This window comes from Clostridium sp. DSM 17811 (assembly GCF_018861905.1).
In the GTDB taxonomy this organism is placed as follows: Bacteria; Bacillota; Clostridia; order Clostridiales; family Clostridiaceae; genus Clostridium_AD; species Clostridium_AD frigoriphilum.
Genome location: NZ_JAHLDU010000010.1, coordinates 31,251 through 50,341 on the forward strand (window position 1 = coordinate 31,251; position 19,091 = coordinate 50,341).

Genomic DNA, 19,091 nt, shown 5'->3' on the forward strand with positions numbered 1-19,091 from the left:
TGTGTGGGAGGAACTCTCGCACATATTTTTAAAGAATGGAGTGACGCAATGGTTTCTAAAGACAAAGTGGGCGCTAATGAAGTTATGTATTCAGAGATTGAAAAAATTCTTGAGTTTAATGTTAGACCCAAGTTAGCAGAGCATTATGGAAATATCGAACTTATTAGTTACAATGATGGGATAGTTGAAGTTAAGCTTATGGGGCAATGCAAAGGATGTCTTTCTGCAAAATATACAGTTGAGGACGTAGTTGAAGTTGCACTTAAAAAAAATATACCATGTATTAAAAAGGTAATTTTAAGAAATGAGGTAAGTGAAGAGCTATTAAATCAGGCAAGGAAATTTCTAAATGAACGCAATAGAGGGAAATAATGAAAATTGGAATTAAATATTGTGGAGGATGTAATCCAACCTATGAGAGAATAGATGTTGTACTAAGAATAAAGAAAAAGATTGGTATAAGTCATAATATTGAAACGATAAAACAAGGAATTTTTTACGACATAGTGATTATTTTATGCGGATGTAGTCGTGCTTGTGCGAGTCATAAGAATATTGAAGTTAAATACGAAAAAATATGTATAACTAGTGGAAACGACGATAGTAAGTTATTGAAGGTTATAGATAAAATAAATGTTTTGTCTAGGGGGGAGTGGGACATATGAATTTAGAAAAAATTTACAAATCAAAAATTATTACTGCAAAGCAAGCAGCAGTGAAAATAAAGTCTGGCGACAGGGTAGTAATAGGCCATGCAGTTGGTGAACCAACTGCAGTTATAGATGCTATGGTAGCAAACTGTAATGATTATGAAAATGTTGAAATCGTTCACATGGTAGCGATGAGTAAAAGTGAATACGCACAACCAGGTATGGAAAGCCATTTTAGGCATAACTCACTATTTGTAGGCGGAAGTACAAGGGAGGCAGTAAGTTCAGGAAGAGCAGATTTTACACCTTGCTATTTCAGCGAAGTTCCGAGTCTTTTTAAAGAAGAGTTACCAATAGATGTAGCACTTATTCAAGTAACGTCGCCCGATGAACACGGTTTTTGTAGTTATGGTGTATCTAATGATTATACAAAGCCAGCAGCAGAATGTGCAAAACTAGTAATTGCAGAAGTAAACAATAAAATGCCAAGAACAATGGGTGATTGCTTTATACACGTTTCTAATATAGATTACATTGTAGAATTTGATCATCAAGTAATTGAGCTAAATCCTCCTAAAATAGGAGATATCGAGAAAGCTATTGGTGAACATTGCGCATCTTTAGTTGAGGATGGATCTACACTTCAACTTGGAATAGGTGCTATACCAGATGCAGTATTGTTATTTTTAAAACAAAAGAAGAATCTTGGTATTCATTCAGAGATGATTTCAGATGGAGTTGTGGAATTAGTTGAAGCAGGTGTAATTACTGGTAAATCTAAAACTATTCATAGTGGAAAAATTATTGTTACATTTTTGATGGGAACTCAAAGACTATATGATTTTGTTAATAATAATCCAATGGTTGAAATGTATCCTGTAGATTATGTAAATGACCCTATTGTTATTATGAAAAATACAAAAATGATATCAATAAATTCTTGTGTGCAAGTGGATTTAATGGGTCAAGTAGCTTCAGAAAGTATTGGTTTAAAACAGATAAGTGGTGTTGGCGGTCAGGTGGATTTTGTACGAGGTTCAAATATGTGTCCCGATGGTAAATCTATTATGGCTATGTCATCTACAGCAGCTAGAGGGAAAATCTCTAAAATTGTACCATTCTTAGACGAGGGGTCAGCAGTTACCACTGGTAGGAATGATGTGAATTATATAGTAACAGAATATGGAATAGCAAAGCTTAAGGGCAAGAATCTAAAAAATAGAGGTAGAGCATTAATCAATATTTCTCATCCAAACTTTAGACCTTCACTCATTAAAGAATGGGAAAAAAGATTCAATGCTAAATTCTAAAGTATACAATGAAATAATAAAGATAAGCTAATAAATTAAGTTCAACTTGAAAATAAGTTTTAAATTAAATTTTAAATCGAATTTAGGGGGGGAAATAATATAAGTTTAAAAAGAGAAGATGGTAAAGGTGGACCTATTGTAGGCGGAACTTTATGGCCACATATTCAATGGGGATTTTCACAATCAGCATTTGGAGAACTCTGGAGTAAATGGACGTTCTGGTCAATAGGTTTTCCGCCGGCTATTATGTTTATAAAAGCTCTTCCAATGGTTTTTTCAGCCTATATCATACTATTTGGTGAGATGATTCAGGCACAAGCATTTCTAGAAGATGCAGCACCATCAAGGCCAGATGAATTAATAGATTATAACCCTAATAGATCTCACATGATATTTGGATTACGTAATATGATAATGTCAATAACCGGACCTGATTTAACAATGTGTGGGCCGCTTTGGGCAGCAATGCAAGTTGTTGTATGTGATAGATATAAACATGGTAGAAAATCAATGGATTCAATAAATGGACACATATATATTTGAAGATAAATCGCAATTATCGGAATAAAAGTATATTATAAACAAATTAATGAATGGATAACTTTAAATTAGTGCAATTTACACCTGAAAAAATGACCAATGCACAAGCATGAGTCATTTTTTTAATTTTAATTTAACAGACTTTAATTAAAATATAATAATGATATTATGAATATTTAAATTAATGACGTTATTCATACACCATAAAAAGTATTTTTAAGAACATGTTTCAAAAATGAAACACGTTCCAGATATGCAACAACAATAAATATAGGGTGTAACACTTATATAGTGCAAGGGTTTAAGTGATTCGCTAATTTAAATTGTCAAGATTTGTTTCTTTTATGACACATATATTATTTTTTTTGTGAAATTTACATGCATATAATATTCAGAATATTTAATTAAAAGAAACGTAAAAAGTGCTAACGAGTCAATAATTTCAGAAAATATTATTTTATTTTAACTTTGGCATAAGTATTGCTACATATGTAAGTATATTTCTGAAAATGTAACTTTGTTAGATGAAGGTTCAACAATTACTACTGGCAGAAATGATAAGAATTTCAATCAGAACAAATATGAAGAAAAGAAAGGTAGGATGTTATGAAAAACTTTCAATTAGTACCTCAGATTCATAGTTTTAATAATTTTAAAGATTTTGCAGATGAGTTTAAAATTGGTGAAGGTGACTTAGTATTAACTCAAGAATTTATTTATGAACCATTTATGAAATATTTGAATTTAAAAGCAGACTTTATTTTTCAAGAAAAATATGGTGTTGGTGAACCTTCTGACGAGATGATTAACAACATTATTGCAGCGATGCCTAATAAAAACATCAAAAGAATTGTTGGTATAGGGGGCGGAACTGTTATAGATATTTCTAAATTAATGGTTTTTAAGGATGTAAAAAATTGTCTTGATTTGTTCGAGAAAAAAGTACCTTTTATAAGGGATAAGGAATTAATAATTATCCCTACGACTTGCGGAACTGGGAGCGAAGTAACTAATATCTCAATTGCAGAAATAAAATCAAAACATACAAAAATGGGACTTGCGACTGATGAGTTATTTGCAAACCAAGCAGTGCTTATTCCAGAGTTAATTAAGGGATTGCCTTTTAAATTTTTTGTTGCTAGCTCCATAGATGCATTAATTCATGCTATTGAATCTTTTGTATCTCCTAAGGCTAGTGTATACACAGAGATATTTTCAGTTAAAGCTATAGAAATGATTATGAAGGGTTACATGGAAATTATAGAAAAAGGTGAGGATCATCGTCAGAATCTATTAAAGGAATTTTCAACCGCCAGTAACTATGCTGGAATTGCTTTTGCAAATGCTGGAGTTGGAGCAGTTCATGCTATGTCTTATCCATTAGGTGGAGTTTATCATGTAGCACACGGAGAGGCAAACTATGAACTATTTACTGAAGTTTTTAAAATGTACAGTAAAAAGAATCCAAATGGAAAGATAAAGGAAATAAATACTCTTTTGGCAGATGTATTAGGTCTTAGTCATGGTGAGGATGTTTATAAAGAAATTGAAAATGTGTTAAATAAATTATTGATGAAAAAGCCATTAAAAGAATTTGGAATGAAGAAAGAAGAAATAGAATTGTTTACTGATAGCGTTATAGAGTCGCAACAAAGATTGTTAGTAAATAATTATGTAGCATTATCAAGAGAAGAAATGATTGAGATATATACAAATTTATATTAGGAAACATATTTTTAGGAGGTAGATTTCAATGGAAAATCAAGGTGGTCAGCAGGTATTTAAACGTACTTTAAAATTACATCACTTAACTTTATTTGGGCTGGCATATTTGGCGCCAATGATTGTATATGGAATATATGGTGTTATTTCTGAAACAACTCATGGCGTCGAAGCAGGAGCTTATCTTGCATCCTTAGTGGCTATGTTTTTTACCGCTCTCAGTTATTGCCATATGGTAAAGGCCTTTCCTGTAGCGGGATCAGCTTATACATATACTGGAAAAGCAATTAGCCCGCATCTGGGATTCATGGTAGGGTGGGCAGTTATGCTTGATTATGTCTTCATCCCAATGGCAATCTGGCTAATTGGTGCTTCTTATTTTAACGCTGCTTTCCCAAGTATTCCATCATGGGCGTTTGTTTTAGGATTTATTTTCGTCACTACCTCAATCAACATCATCGGTATCAAGATTGGCGCACAAGTCAATGTTGTCATGGTATTACTGCAACTTCTAGTAATTGGCGCTTTTATTGCTTTTAGCGTTAAAGCTGTTATGCATGGTATTGGTACAGGAACTATGTTATCGATAAGTCCTTTTTACAACAAACATGTTCCGTTTGGCTTTGTGATGGCCGGTGCATCTATTGCTTGTTATTCATTTCTTGGATTTGACGCCGTTTCTACTTTCGTTGAGGAAGCAGTGGATCCATTAAAAAATATTCCACGTGCTATCATACTTACAACAGTGATTGGTGGGTTGATTTTCATAGTGGCAACTTATACTACCCATATGGCTCACCCAGGTTATGTTTATAAAGATGCAGGTAATGCTGCATTTGAGATTGCTAAACAAGTTGCACCACCTATATTCGGTACCATTTTCCTAATCGGCATGATTATCGCGCAGTTTGCCTCGGGTATTTCAGCCCAAGCAAGTGGTGCCCGACTTATGTATGCAATGGGGAGGGATAACGTATTACCTAAAAAAATATTTGGAGTACTGAGCAACAAATTTAATACTCCAATTAATAATATCATCATCACAGGAGTGATTGCATTGCTTGCTCTTAAACTTACTGTTGCCACATCTACATCCTTTATTAACTTTGGAGCTTTCACGGCATTTGCATTTGTGAATATTTCAGTGATTGTCCATTATTTCATCAAGGAAAAGAGACGGTCATTTAAAGATACTATTCTGTTTTTGATTTTTCCAATGATTGGTGCAAGTTTTTGTTTTTTGCTTCTTACGAACTTAGACAAAGCTGCTTTGACTTTAGGATGCATCTGGGCCACATGCGGTTTTATCTATTTAATATTTCTTACTAAAGGGTTTAAAGTAAGCCCACCAGAGATGGCAGCTGGCAGCAATGATATAATAACGACTAATGTAGAAAGTAAAATAAAAATAGAACAATAGTTATTTAAATAATGGAACACAAAGTGTTTACACAATGAAGTTGTTAATGAAAAACTATATATAAAGTTAGAAATACAAATATTAGATTATTAATATAATCGAGGAGGAATTTATTATGACCGAATTAAGAACTAGTTTACCTAAAATAATAACAACAATACCGGGACCAAAAGCAAAGGAATTAATAAAACTTAGACAAGAAAATGTTCCAGTTGGAGTATCATCCGGAGTACCTACTTTTATTGAAAGAGGAGAAGGTGCAATGTTTGAAGATGTAGATGGAAATATCATGTTGGATTTTGTTGGTGGAATTGGGGTTTTAAATATAGGATATTCTAATCCAGAAGTTATTGAAGTTGTAAAAGAACAAGTTTCAAAATTTTTTCATTCAAGTATAAATGTAGTACAGTATGAATCTTATGTACGTTTAGCTGAAAAGTTAAATAGTATTATTCCGGGGAATTTCAAGAAAAAAACAATGTTCGTAAATAGTGGATCTGAAGCTCTTGAAAATGCTGTGAAAATTGCCCGTAAATATACAAAAAGAACAGAAATAGTTACATTTACAGGTGGGTTTCATGGAAGAACAAGTTTAACTATGGCAATGACAAGTACAATAAAACCATATAAACTTGGCTTTGGACCTTTTGCTCCAGGAGTTCATCAAGCAGAATTTCCTTATATTTATCGTCGTCCAGCTGGAATACCTAAGGAAGATGCAATGAAGTACTACATTGAAAAATTAAAGAATTTTTTCTTAGAAAAAATAAATGTAGAAGACGTTGCAGCAGTAGTTATTGAGCCGCTTCAAGGCGAGGGTGGATTTCTTCCAACACCTATGGAATATGTAAGAGAGCTAAGACGTATATGTGATGAGAATGGTATATTATTAGTATGTGACGAAGTACAATCAGGATACTGCAGAACTGGTAGAATGTTTGCTAGTGAATACTGGGCAGACAATGGATTATATGCTGACATAATAACTTCTGCAAAATCACTTGGAGCTGGAATGCCAATCAGTGCAGTAACAGGTAGAGCTGAAATTATGGATGCTTCTCAAGCTGGTGGAATTGGTGGGACTTATGCTGGAAACCCAATAGCATGTGTTTCAGCTTTGAAAGTTATTGAAATTATGGAAAGAGATAATTATGCTGCTAAATCAAACCATATTGCAGAAATAGCTATGGATAGATTTAATAAAATGAAAGAAAAATATAAAATTATTGGAGATGTTCGAGGCCTTGGGGCAATGATGGGTGTTGAGTTTGTTACTGATAGAGTAACAAAAGAACCAGCTTCAAAAGAAGTAAAAGCAATAATTAAAAATTGCAATGATAATGGCTTAGTCATATTAAATTGTGGCGTTAGAGGAAACACCCTTCGTTGCTTAATGCCTTTATGTATTACGGATGAACAATTAAATGCAGGACTCGATATACTTGAAAATGCAATTTCAAAGGTAAGCACTAAAGCATAAAATTAATAATTATTATTTGGATTTTAAAATGGCTGTAGATAAATTATCTACAGCCATTTGTATAAGTTGTTATTAACAGGTTATAATGTTCAAGCTTTTTTTATTTGAATGGATTCTCTGATTTGTAAAGCATTCCTTTTGGTTGATTAAATGATAATTCTTTAACGCCTAAGTATCTAAACAAATTGTACATTGCTTTTCCATAATGGCCAAATGCAACTGCACCATGATGTGGATATCTCTTTTCGATTAACACATTACGATAGAATCTTGCCATCTCAGGAATTGCAAAAACACCAATAGATCCAAATGATCGAGTTGAAACTGGTAATACTTCACCCTCTGCTACATATGCTGTTAATTCTGATTCTGCATTGCTTTGTAAACGGAAGAAAGTTATTTCGCCTGGAATAATATCTCCTTCAAGTGTTCCACGAGTTATGTTTGGTTCTACATTAGGTTCAAGGGATCTTGCCATAATTTTTTGGAATTTCATAGTACCACTTGTTAATTTACAAGCTGCTGTGTTACCACAGTGGAATCCCATAAATGTATCCTTTAATGTATAATCAAATTTATCTTTAATTTCTGATTCATACATATCATTTGGTACTGTATTATTAATATCTAGTAATGTTACAACATCTTGGCTTATGCAGGTTCCTATATATTCACTTAATGCACCATAAATATCAACTTCACATGACACAGGGACTCCCATTGCAGTTAACCTACTATTTACATAACAAGGTACAAATCCAAATTGTGTTTGGAATGATGGCCAGCATTTATTTGCAAAAACAACAAATTTTCTTGAACCTTTATGCTCCTCCATCCAATCAAGTAGTGTTATTTCATATTGTGCAAGCTTTGGCAGTATACCAGGCATTTTATTACCTTTACCTAATTCTTTTTCCATACTAGCTATTACTTCTGGAATTCTTGAATCATTTGCATGTTCATTGTAGGCTGCATATAAATCAAGTTCTGAATTCTCTTCTATTTCAACTCCTAGATTATATAGCTGTTTTATTGGTGCATTACATGCTAAAAAATCTTGTGGACGAGGCCCGAAAGATATTATTTTCAAATTGTCGAGGCCTAGTAATGTAGTAGCAACAGGTACGAATTCTGAAATCATATCAGCAACTTCACTAGCTGTTCCAACAGGATATTCAGGAATGAATGCCTTTATATTACGTAGTGCTAAATTGTAACTTGCATTTAACATTCCACAATAAGCATCTCCACGTCCATTCATTAAATTATCACCACTTTCCTCAGAAGCAGCAGCAAACATTACTGGTCCACCAAATTGTTTTGCAAGTAGGGTTTCTGAAGTTTCGGGACCGAAATTTCCAAGGTATACTACTAAGGCATTTACACCAGCTTCTTTAACTTCTTTTAATGCTTTTAACATATGTGTTTCATTTTCCACAGTAGTTAAACATTCAAATATATCAACGTTAGATTTTTTGAAATTTTCTACTACTGCTTTTCTACGGCTCTCAGATAACTCCATTGGGAAGCAATCTCTGCTTACTGCAACAATTCCTAATTTTAATTGTGGTAAATTTTTCATTTTTCATTCCTCCGATTATTTTATTATTAATAGTTATTTTTATACTTTTTTACTTTATTGAAATATTTTTACCTTTTAAGCCTATAAATGCTCCTTGAGTTCCTAAATCAGTATCTTTGTGACCAATTAACCATTTGTTTCTAGCAAAGAGTAAAACATCTTCACCAGATTTATTAATTTTATTTTCGAGTGGCAAATTAGTATCCCTAGGTAGTACAACCACACATTTAAAGCCATTTTCATTTGCATTACAAGGTGCATAATGAAGTGTAGTTGCATAAACCTCAAGGATTGTACCAGCCGGAACTAAAAAGGCTTCTATATTTGAAGTATCATATGAATAATCTTTTTCAACATCTTGAATACAACCTAGAAGTAAAATAAAATCAGTAACTGCAACATTTATTTCAGATGAACGATGGTATTCCACAGCGTTTAGTAAATAATTATTACCATTACAATATCCTATTTGAATTGGTAATTCACCAAATTCTCTTATTTTTAAGTCTTGCGCTATTTCTAAATCTTCTAATTCTTTAATTGATGGCTCATAGACGACATCATTTGTTAATGGTGTCGTTTTCATTTTTTCAATTAATTTAGAACAATCATAATTTTCTAAAACATGTCCATATTTCTTAAACTCACTTTCTGTAATTTTTTTAATAATCATAGTCATCTTCCCTTCTATTAAAACTTTTGTTATTATAATAAATAACTTTTTAAATTCCCTTTAATAAGTCTATTCTACTATTCTTTTATAATTTTATCAACATGTTTTGTAAACTATTTCATTTTATTCAAAAGTTTTTAATATTGTGGTAGGTACTAGCGAATGTTAAGATAATATTATTAAAGCGGAAAACTTAATTTTTGTTTTGATAATAATTTTTTTTACATGTACAAGTTAAAAAAGTTGGTGTATAATGGAACAATAAAGAAGTGAGTGAGCCTAATGCAAAACTAAAGACAAGAAATATCACAAAGGTATAATATACATCTTTATGAGATTTTTTTTAAAAAAGATTGTGAAAATAATCACAAAAATATACTCTAAAACTATGAAAAATGTATTAATACATGTAGTAATAATAGTAAATCAATTAAAATTATGGACAAAAATTTGATTATTAGGGAGAGTGTAGTTATGAATTTACAAGAAATCTACAAATCAAAGGTTATTACCGCAGAGCAAGCTGCTGGAAAGATAGTGTCTGGAAATAGGGTAGCAACAGGGCATGCTTGTGCTGAACCTGTTACTCTTATAGAGGCAATGTTAAAGAATAAGGATTCCTATCAAGATGTTGAAATTGTGCATATGGTTCCTATGGGAAAAGATGAATATACTAAGCCAGAAATGGAAAGTCATTTTAAACACAATGCACTATTTGCAGGTGCAAGTACAAGAGAAGCTATCGCTTCTGGAAGAGCAGATTTTACGCCCTGTTTTTTTTCTAAGATACCTGAGCTATTTAAAAATAATTATCTACCAGTAGATGTGGCACTTATTCAAGTTTCATCACCTGATGAGCATGGTTGTTGTAGTTTTGGTCTATCTGTTGATTACACAAAGACAGCAGCAGAATGCGCAAAAATGGTAATTGCAGAAGTAAATAAAGAAATGCCAAGAACTATGGGTGACTCTTTTATAAATGTTTCTGACATTGATTATATAGTAGAATCAAATCATCCACTAATAGAACTTACTTCTCCTAAAATTGGGGATGTTGAAAGAGCTATTGGAGAGAATTGTGCTTCTTTAGTTGAGGATGGTTCTACATTACAACTTGGAATAGGTGCTATTCCAGATGCAGTTTTATTGTTTTTAAAAGGAAAGAAGGACTTAGGAATTCATTCTGAAATGATTTCAGATGGAGTTGTGGAACTAGTTGAAGCAGGTGTAATTACGGGTAAGGCAAAATCCCTTCATGAGGGAAAGATTGTTGTGACATTTTTAATGGGAAGCAAAAGACTATATGATTTTGTGGATAATAACCCTATGGTAGAAATGTATTCTGTAGATTATGTAAATGATCCCTATATTATTGCTAAAAATAATAAAATGGTGTGTGTAAATTCTGCTATTCAAGTAGATCTTATGGGTCAAGTTAATGCAGAAATGATAGGAGAAACTCAGTTTAGTGGAACTGGTGGTCAAGTTGATTTTGTTCGCGGTGCATCTATGGCCAAAGACGGTAAATCCATAATCGCAATGCCATCGACTGCATGCAAAGGAAAAGTTTCGAGAATTAAACCAAATCTTGATGAAGGAGCAGCTGTTACAACACTTAGAAACGATGTGCAATATATAGTTACTGAATATGGTATTGCAGAATTAAAAGGTAAAACTTTAAAAAATAGAGCAAAAGCGCTAATAAATATCGCTCACCCGGATTTTAGAAATGAGTTAATACAGGAATTTGAAAAAAGGTTTAAGTGTAAATTCACATCAAAATAATTAAATATGATTAATAATAGTAGCCAGATAATTAAGTACCTAATTATCTGGCTACTATTTATTTTATTGCAGTAGATTTAGAATAATAAAAATATTTAATGTGCATTATGTTAAAAAGTACAAAATTGGGTATAATATAAAGAAATGAAAAAATATTACATAAAAAAGAAGGATTATCTTATAAGTTAGCGAATATAGAATATGGATACATTATTTAGACGATATCAAGATAATATTTAAATTCCAAATGATTCGGGGGGAAGAGAATGCATTTAAATTTTGAAAATAGCGAAGATAAATTGATAGTTTACATGTCTGGGGAATTAGACCACCACAGTGCTGAGGAAGTTAGGAATATTATAGATGATAGGTTAGAACGAGATAGTTATAACAAATTAATTATGGATTTTGGAGAAGTGACATTTATGGATAGCTCTGGTATTGGTGTAGTTATTGGAAGATACAAAAAGTTACATATGAGAAATGGAAAAGTAGGTGTAACTAATATTAAATCTTCAGTAAAAAGGGTATTTGAATTGTCAGGAATGTTTAAAATTATCATGTTATACGATGACGTAAAGCAAGCTGTAAACAATATTTAGTGGGGGGATTAGTATGTGTTACAATAAAATTAAGATAGAATTTTTAAGTAAATCGCAGAATGAAAGTTTCGCAAGAGTATCAATAGCAGCATTTGCTTCACAATTAGATCCTACAATTGATGAAATCACCGATGTTAAAACAGCTGTATCAGAAGCAGTTACTAATGCAATTATTCATGGATATGAAAGTGAAGAGGAAATGATCACTGTTGAAGCAATTATTAATGGCACGGAATTGACAGTGATAGTTAATGATACAGGTAAAGGAATTGATAATTTAGAGTTAGCTATGCAACCGCTATACACTTCTCGTCCAGACCTGGAGAGGTCTGGAATGGGTTTTACTGTAATGGAGACTTTTATGGACAGTCTGGAAGTAAAGTCTGACAAAGGTAGGGGAACAAGTATAATAATGAAAAAAATATTTAATCCTTTAAGTTAGGTGGAATATTATGGATCAAAAAATAGTGAAAAAAAGCAACTATAATTATGAAGATAATATGCAACTTATTCAAATGGCTAGAAATGGAGAACCTGGTGCACTAGACACTTTAGTAGAAATGAATTTGCCATTAGTTTCATCTATAAGTAAAAAATTTTTAAATAGGGGATATGAATATGATGATATCTTCCAGATAGGTTGTATTGGGCTCGTAAAAGCAATTAATAATTTTGACACTAAGTATAATGTGAAATTTTCCACATATGCAGTGCCTATGATAATGGGAGAGATTAAAAGATTTCTTAGAGATGATGGAATTATAAAAGTAAGCAGGAGCGTTAAAAATACTGCAAGGCAATTGCATTATGATAAAGATACTCTAACCAAAAAATTGGGTAGAGATCCTACAATTGACGAATTGTCGGTCTTTTGTAATATAGAAAAAGAAGATATAGTATATGCATTAGAGTCTGCTAGCAATATGTTGTATTTATTTGATACGATACATCAAGATGATGGTGCACCAGTATTGTTAATTGATAAGCTAAGTGAGAAATATGAAGAAGATAACCAAGTTTTAGATAAAATATCTCTCAAAGAAGCACTTAGAAAACTTGATGCAAAATCAAGGCAAATAATTATGCTCAGATACTTTAAAGATAATACACAAATTCAGGTAGCAAAAATGATGGGAATTAGCCAAGTGCAGGTATCAAGAATAGAAAAGAAAGTTTTGAAAATAATGAGGGAAAAATTAATTTAGAAAGATAATAAGATGTATTATAGACAAATAACTTCAAGTTTGATTTGAAGCCGTTTATCTTTAGTTACATCTTATTTTTTGACTAAAAACTATATAAATGCAAATACTAAAATTAAGAATCAGAGTATTATATTTTTATAAAAAAACAAATCAATAATAACTTTCAAAAGTGACAAGGAGGATTTTATGAAGGTAGAAGAAAAAGCCATAAGAAAAAAATTCAATAAACTTAATTCAAATAATATCCCAAAGCCAAATTTATTAAAACATTGTTTTAATGCCTTTTGGGTTGGAGGATTAATATGTGTAATTGGACAATTTATAAGTGATATTTTTTCGAAATTTGGTGTTCCAAAGGATGAGCTAGGGACATATGTATCTATAGTCATGGTGTTTTTAGGTGCAGCACTTACGGGTATTGGTGTATATGATAAGTTGGGTGATTTTGCGGGCGCAGGTTCTGTTGTGCCAATTACAGGATTTGCAAATTCAATTGTTTCACCTGCAATGGAGTTTAAAAAAGAGGGTTTTGTTTTTGGCGTTGCAGCTAAAATGTTTACTATTGCAGGACCTGTTCTAGTTTATGGAATTGGTTCATCTGTAATTGTAGGAATTTTATATTATTTTTTAAGGTGGTGATGCAGAATGGGTAGAAGAATTGGTCTTCAAACAGTAGAAATTGAAAGTAAACCTAGAATTATCGGCACCTATAACATAGTTGGTCCTAAGGAAGGTCAGGGACCATTAAAAGAGTATTTCGATAAAATTATAGAAGATGATCTTAATGGAACTGCAAGTTTTGAAAAAGCTGAAACAAGTCTTTTATATACTGCTATATCAGGAAGTATAAAAAAAGCAAAGTTAAAGGAAGCCGATATCAATTATTTATTAGCGGGTGATTTATTAAACCAGTTATCATCTTCATGTTTTGCTGCTAGAGATTTAGACATACCGTTTATAGGTCTATATGGAGCTTGTTCAACTATGGCAGAGTCTTTAAGCGTTGGTTCAATGATAATGGAAGGTGGCCTAGCTAATTATGTTGTAGCAGCTACCTCCTCACATTTTTCTTCAGCGGAAAGGCAATTTAGATTACCACTTGAAATGGGAAGTCAGAGACCACCAACAGCGCAGTGGACTGTTACTGGTGCAGGTTCAATGGTTTTAGGTAAAAAAGGTAAATTCCCTTATGTTACTCATATTACAACTGGAAAAGTTAAAGACTATGGAATAATTGATGCGAATAATATGGGAGTTGCAATGGCACCAGCAGCCGTTGATACTATTAAACAACATTTTATGGATACTGGTAGAAAACCTTCAGATTATGATGTTATTGCTACTGGAGATTTAGGTATTATAGGAAAGGAGTTTACAGAAAAATTATTACTTGAATACAAGTACGATATGAGAGGTCATTATATTGATTGTGGTGAGAAAATTTTTGATGCTTCGAGGCAAGGAACTAATGCTGGTGGTAGTGGTTGCGGTTGTTCTGCAGTAGTTGCAACAGGTTATTTACTTAAAAATATGCTGAAGGGAAAATTTAAAAGGATCCTGTTAGTTTCAACAGGGGCTCTTTTAAGTCCTACTTCAACTTTGCAGGGTGAAACAATACCAGGAATTGCTCATGCTGTTTCAATAGAGTTTGGGGGTGAATAAATGAATAATTACATTATGGCTTTTATAGTTGGAGGACTTATATGTGTAATAGGTCAAATACTTATGGATACAACTAAACTTACTCCTGCTAGGATATTGGTTGTATTTGTAACGGGTGGTGTAATACTAGGAGCATTTAATATATATGATGTAGTAATCAAATATGGGAAAGCTGGGGGGAGTATACCTCTGCCGGGTTTTGGATATAGTTTGGCTAAGAGTGTAATGAAAGAAGTAGATGAGTTTGGTCTTATAGGTGCTTTTACAGGAGGTATAAAGGGTACTGCGGGCGGCATTACTGCTGCAATTTTCTTTGGATATATAATGGCATTGATTTTTAATCCTAAAACTAAATAAAAAACAACTATTAAAATACATAATATTTTAATAGTTGTTTTTTTAGTTTGTTTTATGTGTAGTAGTGTCATTATTTTGATTAGGATAAGTATTGTTAATAGGTGTATTTGGGTTAAGTTGACCACCACCATTCGTAGTGTTATTTCCTCCATTAGTTTTAGGAGTAGTAACAGGAGGTGTTATTTCAGGGGTAGTTGATGGAATATTTGGAGTGACAACTGAAGGAGAAGAAAAGGAACCCGAAGAGGTATCAACTGCTGTTGGTAATACAAAAGCAGAGTCTTCTAAATATGCATTAGGAACATAATCCCTCTTTATAAAAACCCTTGTTTCAATTTTCCAAATTGGTGTATATTCTGATGCCAAAACATAGCTACCACTTGCATCCCTTGTGACTTTAGCAGAAACATGTATGCTGTCAAGGGTTGTAGGCTGAGTCCCGTCAATAAACAGTTCAGAGTAAACCCTATCGCCCCTTGGGTCTGCAATAGTTAAATCTGTAGGTATATTACCTGAATCCTTTGATACGGACAAGGAAGATATACCAGAAGGCATATCAACGTTCTTTACTGGAAGAGAAGTATGAGCAGATTTCATAACTTTTCCCCATAACTGCGCAGCATCATTACTGCCCAATCCTTCAATTTTATCTGCTTTATCAGTTCCAATCCAGACTGCGGCAGAGTAATATGGAGTTAAACCAACAAACCATAAATCTTTTGAATTAGAAGAAGTACCAGTTTTACCTCGAACAGGCATGTCGCTAAAAATAGCGTTTGTTCCAGTGCCACCTGGGCCTACAGGTCCGCTTAATAAATCGTACATGATATAAGCACTTTGAGGTGATAAAACAGGTGTTGTTTCAGGTTTTGTATCAAGCAGTACCTTACCAGTTCTATCGATTACTTTAGTATATAATCTTGGAGTAGTACGATTCCCGCTATTACCAAAAACGCCATATGCAGCTGCCATAGTAAGAGGATTAGTTCCACTATTTAATTGACCAAGGGACATAGCAGACAGACTAATCTTATCTACGTTATCTAGCTGCAATCCAAACTTTTCACCATAGGAAACTCCAGTCTTGATACCAATCATATTTTCTATTTTTACAGCTGCCACGTTAACAGAATATTTCAAACAATCTCTTAGAGTTAAATACCCTCGATATATATCAGGCGAATTTTTAGGGTTATATCCAATACTTGCAGAGACGGGTGAATCCTCAATAACAGTAGATGCCGTAGCTATTTTTGTATTAATAGCTGGACTATATACGGTTAAGGGCTTAATACTTGATCCAGGAGCCCTTAAAAATTTATCATCATAGGCAGCTCTGTTGTAAGAGCCAGGAACTTTAACATTACGACCACCTATAATAGTTTTAACTTCACCTGTATGATAATCCATGATAACACATGAGGCTTGTAGTTTTTCTTGTGAAGAGTTCATAGGAGCATCAATTAAACTTTGTGATGTATTTTGCATATTCCTATCCATGGTTGTATAAATTTTTACACCATCATACATAAGCATTGAAGATGCTTCCTTTTGGCTAATCTTATATTTTTTCATTAGATCATTAGTAACTTGAAGGAGTGCAGGTCTTGAAAAGAACTCATAGTTCATTTTATTTGCATCTTTTTTTGAAAAACTAAAAGTTAATTTTTCAGCCATGGCTGAGTCAAATTGTACTTTACTAATTTTATTATATTTGTACATATTAGCTAAGACCGCTTTGGTTCTAGCTGAATCAAAAGCTGTTTTAGTATCATATGATTTAGTTGCCATAGAATATGAAACACTAGGGTTTTGTGCAGCACTAGCTATAAAAGCAGATTGTTTTAAGGTTAAGTTTTTAACAGATTTATTAAAATATTGTTGTGACGCCGCTTCTATACCATGAGCATTTCCACCTAGAAAAATAGTATTCATATATGTCTCTAAAATTTGGGACTTGGTTAATACTTTTTCTATTTGTAGTGATAAGTAAATTTCTTGAACTTTTCTTTTTATAGAAGTCCTATTTTCGATAGAATCTTCTAAAAATACTCTGTATTTGACCAGCTGTTGAGTTATTGTTGAAGCACCCTGAAGACTTTGACCACTTCCAGTTATTTTTATTTTTATATCATTAAATATAGAACCAGCTAGTCTTTTTATATCAATACCTGGGTGAGTTGCAAATCTAAAATCTTCAATACTTATAAATGCTTCCTGAAGATTAACTGGAACATCACTAATAGGTACATTAATTCTTCTTTGCGAAATAACATATTCATCCATAAGTTTTCCGGAATCATCTAATAATACAGTAATTTCATCTAATTTTAAAAATTCATTAATATTTAAACTAGGAGCCGTCTTAATCATAGCTAAGACTACTCCACCGATGGCTACACTGATTGTTAAGGCTATAATTAGAATGGTAAAAATAAGTTTTTTAAAAACATGCTTCTCAGCTTTTTTTTTCTTTTTCTGAGAAGTTTCTTTTTTATCCATTGAGCATCCTCCTTGTATTTTTATGAAGCAGATAAAAACTAACAATTTTTACCATGACATCTAAAAATTCACGTTGTTTAGCTATAATTAGCTTTTAATATTATAACATATAATTATATTATTTATTTAAATAAAACTTAATATAAAATATTGTGTTTTGAAATGCTATTTGAATTCTTTACTTTAAATGAGTTACATATAATAATGTATAACCTTAAATGGGGGTAATGAATATTAATAATAAAATTAAAGGTAGAATATTAATAATTATAGCCATAGTTATGATTAATTTTACAATATTCATATATATTTTTGATAAAACTACAATGCCAACTGTAATGGCAGTCGCAGATTCAGAAATGAGAGCAAAAGCAACAGAGATTGTAAATAAGGCAATTATAGATGAATATTCAAATCAATTTAACTATGATGAGATAATAAAGGTGGATAAGGATTCTGTTGGAAATATCGTAATGCTGAAAGCGGATACTTTGAAAATGAATAAAATAGCTTGTGATGTTGCACTAAAGTCACAAAAGGAATTAATGAAATTGGGCGATGTAGGAATTAAGGTTCCAATAGGATACATAACAAGAAATAATATTCTATCCTATTATGGACCTAGTGTTAATATCAAAATGCAGCCTATAGGACATGTAGAAACTAAATATTCATCGGAGTTTGAAAGTGCGGGTATAAATCAAACAAGACATAAGATCTATGTTAAGGTGAGAACTACGGTTAGAGTAATTATACCTTTGAGAAGTAATGATATTGAGGTAACAAATGAGGTGCCAATTGCCGAAACTATTATAGTTGGAAAAACACCTAATACTTCAGTTCAATTAGATTTAAATGGAACTGGATTTAAACTAGGAAATAGCAATTAACAAAAGTATAAAAAATAAAGCGCGCGGTGCGCACTTTATTTTTTATACTTTTATGTATTTATAGGGCATTTAAATTAATCTTCCCAATTAAATATGTACGGTATATTTCTGTAGTAGTCTCCATAATTTAATCCATAACCAACTACAAAAAGATCTGGAATCTCAAAGCAATAGTAATCAGGTGTTATTTCAACCTTTCTTCTTTCTATCTTATTTAAAAGAACACAAGTTTTAACACTAGCAGCGCCTAAAGATCTAACGTGATTCACAACGAAATCCATAGTTAAACCAGTATCAACAATATCATCCACTATTAATACATCAAACCCAGAGATATTGTCAGGTATGTCATTCACAATATTAACGAGTCCTTTTGATTCTTCGTCATCCCCATAACTCGAAGTTGTCATAAATCCTATTTTTGTAGGTACAGTGATTTGACGTACAAGGTCTGCAGTATATATGAAGCTACCTCTAAGCAATGATAGAACATATAATTTTTTTCCCAAATAATCTTTGGAAATTTCAGTACCAAGTTGTTCAATTCGCTCATTAATTTGATCTTTTGATATAAGAATATTTATTTTTTTATTATCCAATGTTAATCCCGCCCTCTTTACATATTTACAATATGCTCTCAATAGTATAAAATTATAAGAAACTTGTCAAGTATAAGAATAAGAAAATTAGTTAAAATATTAGTAGAATGGA

At 32.2% G+C, this 19,091-nt stretch carries 19 protein-coding genes; 15 read left to right on the forward strand and 4 right to left on the reverse strand.

From position 1 onward, the window contains the following. The first annotated feature begins 48 nt into the window (after positions 1–48). The 7 genes from KPL44_RS13510 to gabT all read left to right on the forward strand — a co-directional run bounded on the left by KPL44_RS13510 (position 49) and on the right by gabT (position 7,122). Entirely contained in the window at positions 49–372 is a 324-nt protein-coding gene (locus tag KPL44_RS13510) for a NifU family protein (protein ID WP_216251220.1), read from the forward strand. After that, on the forward strand, positions 372–665 hold the full coding sequence (locus tag KPL44_RS13515) for a hypothetical protein (RefSeq protein WP_216251224.1): 294 nt from the start codon (positions 372–374) through the stop codon (positions 663–665). The genes KPL44_RS13510 and KPL44_RS13515 overlap by 1 nt, the downstream gene beginning before the upstream one ends. Next, positions 662–1,960: an acetyl-CoA hydrolase/transferase family protein gene (locus tag KPL44_RS13520; RefSeq protein WP_216251227.1), complete on the forward strand. Its 1,299-nt coding sequence runs from the start codon at positions 662–664 to the stop codon at positions 1,958–1,960. Before KPL44_RS13515 ends, KPL44_RS13520 begins: the two co-directional genes overlap by 4 nt. A gap of 267 nt (positions 1,961–2,227) precedes the next feature. After that, complete coding sequence (locus KPL44_RS13525) at positions 2,228–2,503, forward strand: hypothetical protein (protein ID WP_253201774.1); 276 nt, start codon at positions 2,228–2,230, stop codon at positions 2,501–2,503. Between the two features lie 603 nt (positions 2,504–3,106). Continuing rightward, positions 3,107–4,225: a 4-hydroxybutyrate dehydrogenase gene (locus KPL44_RS13530; protein ID WP_216251229.1), complete on the forward strand. Its 1,119-nt coding sequence runs from the start codon at positions 3,107–3,109 to the stop codon at positions 4,223–4,225. Positions 4,226–4,253: 28 nt separating this feature from the next. After that, on the forward strand, positions 4,254–5,642 hold the full coding sequence (locus KPL44_RS13535; RefSeq protein WP_216251232.1) for an APC family permease: 1,389 nt from the start codon (positions 4,254–4,256) through the stop codon (positions 5,640–5,642). A gap of 115 nt (positions 5,643–5,757) precedes the next feature. After that, the gene (gabT, locus tag KPL44_RS13540; RefSeq protein WP_216251235.1) at positions 5,758–7,122 is read left to right on the forward strand and encodes a 4-aminobutyrate--2-oxoglutarate transaminase; all 1,365 of its coding nucleotides are present in this window, start codon (positions 5,758–5,760) and stop codon (positions 7,120–7,122) included. A gap of 100 nt (positions 7,123–7,222) precedes the next feature. Here the strand turns inward: gabT and KPL44_RS13545 are convergent, their stop codons facing one another. Together KPL44_RS13545 and KPL44_RS13550 are read right to left on the reverse strand one after the other, a co-directional pair. Next, entirely contained in the window at positions 7,223–8,704 is a 1,482-nt protein-coding gene (locus KPL44_RS13545; RefSeq protein WP_216251238.1) for an L-fucose/L-arabinose isomerase family protein, read from the reverse strand. Between the two features lie 49 nt (positions 8,705–8,753). After that, the gene (locus KPL44_RS13550) at positions 8,754–9,377 is read right to left on the reverse strand and encodes a DUF4867 family protein (protein ID WP_216251240.1); all 624 of its coding nucleotides are present in this window, start codon (positions 9,375–9,377) and stop codon (positions 8,754–8,756) included. 474 nt (positions 9,378–9,851) lie between these two features. Here KPL44_RS13550 and KPL44_RS13555 point away from each other — a divergent pair, with 474 nt between their 5' ends. The 7 genes from KPL44_RS13555 to spoVAE all read left to right on the forward strand — a co-directional run bounded on the left by KPL44_RS13555 (position 9,852) and on the right by spoVAE (position 14,988). Continuing rightward, the gene (locus KPL44_RS13555; RefSeq protein WP_216251242.1) at positions 9,852–11,162 is read left to right on the forward strand and encodes an acetyl-CoA hydrolase/transferase family protein; all 1,311 of its coding nucleotides are present in this window, start codon (positions 9,852–9,854) and stop codon (positions 11,160–11,162) included. 266 nt (positions 11,163–11,428) lie between these two features. Further along, on the forward strand, positions 11,429–11,764 hold the full coding sequence (gene spoIIAA / locus KPL44_RS13560) for an anti-sigma F factor antagonist (protein ID WP_216251244.1): 336 nt from the start codon (positions 11,429–11,431) through the stop codon (positions 11,762–11,764). Between the two features lie 13 nt (positions 11,765–11,777). Continuing rightward, positions 11,778–12,206 carry an anti-sigma F factor gene (gene spoIIAB, locus KPL44_RS13565; protein WP_216251245.1) on the forward strand — a complete coding sequence of 143 codons (429 nt, stop codon included), beginning with the start codon at positions 11,778–11,780 and terminating at the stop codon, positions 12,204–12,206. Positions 12,207–12,216: 10 nt separating this feature from the next. Further along, the gene (gene sigF, locus KPL44_RS13570) at positions 12,217–12,969 is read left to right on the forward strand and encodes an RNA polymerase sporulation sigma factor SigF (protein WP_216107060.1); all 753 of its coding nucleotides are present in this window, start codon (positions 12,217–12,219) and stop codon (positions 12,967–12,969) included. A 186-nt stretch (positions 12,970–13,155) separates the two neighbouring features. Continuing rightward, the gene (gene spoVAC / locus KPL44_RS13575) at positions 13,156–13,608 is read left to right on the forward strand and encodes a stage V sporulation protein AC (protein WP_216251247.1); all 453 of its coding nucleotides are present in this window, start codon (positions 13,156–13,158) and stop codon (positions 13,606–13,608) included. A gap of 6 nt (positions 13,609–13,614) precedes the next feature. Beyond that, positions 13,615–14,631 carry a stage V sporulation protein AD gene (gene spoVAD / locus KPL44_RS13580; RefSeq protein WP_216251249.1) on the forward strand — a complete coding sequence of 339 codons (1,017 nt, stop codon included), beginning with the start codon at positions 13,615–13,617 and terminating at the stop codon, positions 14,629–14,631. Beyond that, a complete protein-coding gene (gene spoVAE, locus KPL44_RS13585; RefSeq protein WP_216107063.1) occupies positions 14,632–14,988 on the forward strand; it encodes a stage V sporulation protein AE in 357 nt (118 codons plus the stop codon). It abuts the gene before it with no gap. Positions 14,989–15,030: 42 nt separating this feature from the next. Here spoVAE and KPL44_RS13590 read toward each other — a convergent pair whose 3' ends face one another. Next, positions 15,031–17,490, reverse strand: a complete 2,460-nt coding sequence (locus KPL44_RS13590) for a transglycosylase domain-containing protein (RefSeq protein WP_216251252.1) — start codon at positions 17,488–17,490, stop codon at positions 15,031–15,033. Positions 17,491–17,717: 227 nt separating this feature from the next. On the opposite strand from KPL44_RS13590, the gene yunB reads away from it, so the two are divergent. Further along, positions 17,718–18,380, forward strand: coding sequence for a sporulation protein YunB (yunB, locus tag KPL44_RS13595; RefSeq protein WP_407935013.1), 663 nt, complete (start codon positions 17,718–17,720; stop codon positions 18,378–18,380). Between the two features lie 74 nt (positions 18,381–18,454). On the opposite strand, the gene hpt is transcribed toward yunB, so the two are convergent. Beyond that, positions 18,455–18,979, reverse strand: a complete 525-nt coding sequence (gene hpt / locus KPL44_RS13600; protein WP_216121651.1) for a hypoxanthine phosphoribosyltransferase — start codon at positions 18,977–18,979, stop codon at positions 18,455–18,457. Between the last annotated feature and the right edge of the window lie 112 nt (positions 18,980–19,091).

Coding starts and splice junctions, on each gene's coding strand:
- KPL44_RS13510 (WP_216251220.1), top strand. CDS start 49: ATGGTTTCTAAAGACAAAGTGGGCGCTAATGAAGTTATGTATTCAGAG.
- KPL44_RS13515 (WP_216251224.1), top strand. CDS start 372: ATGAAAATTGGAATTAAATATTGTGGAGGATGTAATCCAACCTATGAG.
- KPL44_RS13520 (WP_216251227.1), top strand. CDS start 662: ATGAATTTAGAAAAAATTTACAAATCAAAAATTATTACTGCAAAGCAA.
- KPL44_RS13525 (WP_253201774.1), top strand. CDS start 2,228: ATGGTTTTTTCAGCCTATATCATACTATTTGGTGAGATGATTCAGGCA.
- KPL44_RS13530 (WP_216251229.1), top strand. CDS start 3,107: ATGAAAAACTTTCAATTAGTACCTCAGATTCATAGTTTTAATAATTTT.
- KPL44_RS13535 (WP_216251232.1), top strand. CDS start 4,254: ATGGAAAATCAAGGTGGTCAGCAGGTATTTAAACGTACTTTAAAATTA.
- gabT (WP_216251235.1), top strand. CDS start 5,758: ATGACCGAATTAAGAACTAGTTTACCTAAAATAATAACAACAATACCG.
- KPL44_RS13545 (WP_216251238.1), bottom strand. CDS start 8,704: ATGAAAAATTTACCACAATTAAAATTAGGAATTGTTGCAGTAAGCAGA.
- KPL44_RS13550 (WP_216251240.1), bottom strand. CDS start 9,377: ATGATTATTAAAAAAATTACAGAAAGTGAGTTTAAGAAATATGGACAT.
- KPL44_RS13555 (WP_216251242.1), top strand. CDS start 9,852: ATGAATTTACAAGAAATCTACAAATCAAAGGTTATTACCGCAGAGCAA.
- spoIIAA (WP_216251244.1), top strand. CDS start 11,429: ATGCATTTAAATTTTGAAAATAGCGAAGATAAATTGATAGTTTACATG.
- spoIIAB (WP_216251245.1), top strand. CDS start 11,778: ATGTGTTACAATAAAATTAAGATAGAATTTTTAAGTAAATCGCAGAAT.
- sigF (WP_216107060.1), top strand. CDS start 12,217: ATGGATCAAAAAATAGTGAAAAAAAGCAACTATAATTATGAAGATAAT.
- spoVAC (WP_216251247.1), top strand. CDS start 13,156: ATGAAGGTAGAAGAAAAAGCCATAAGAAAAAAATTCAATAAACTTAAT.
- spoVAD (WP_216251249.1), top strand. CDS start 13,615: ATGGGTAGAAGAATTGGTCTTCAAACAGTAGAAATTGAAAGTAAACCT.
- spoVAE (WP_216107063.1), top strand. CDS start 14,632: ATGAATAATTACATTATGGCTTTTATAGTTGGAGGACTTATATGTGTA.
- KPL44_RS13590 (WP_216251252.1), bottom strand. CDS start 17,490: ATGGATAAAAAAGAAACTTCTCAGAAAAAGAAAAAAAAAGCTGAGAAG.
- yunB (WP_407935013.1), top strand. CDS start 17,718: ATGAATATTAATAATAAAATTAAAGGTAGAATATTAATAATTATAGCC.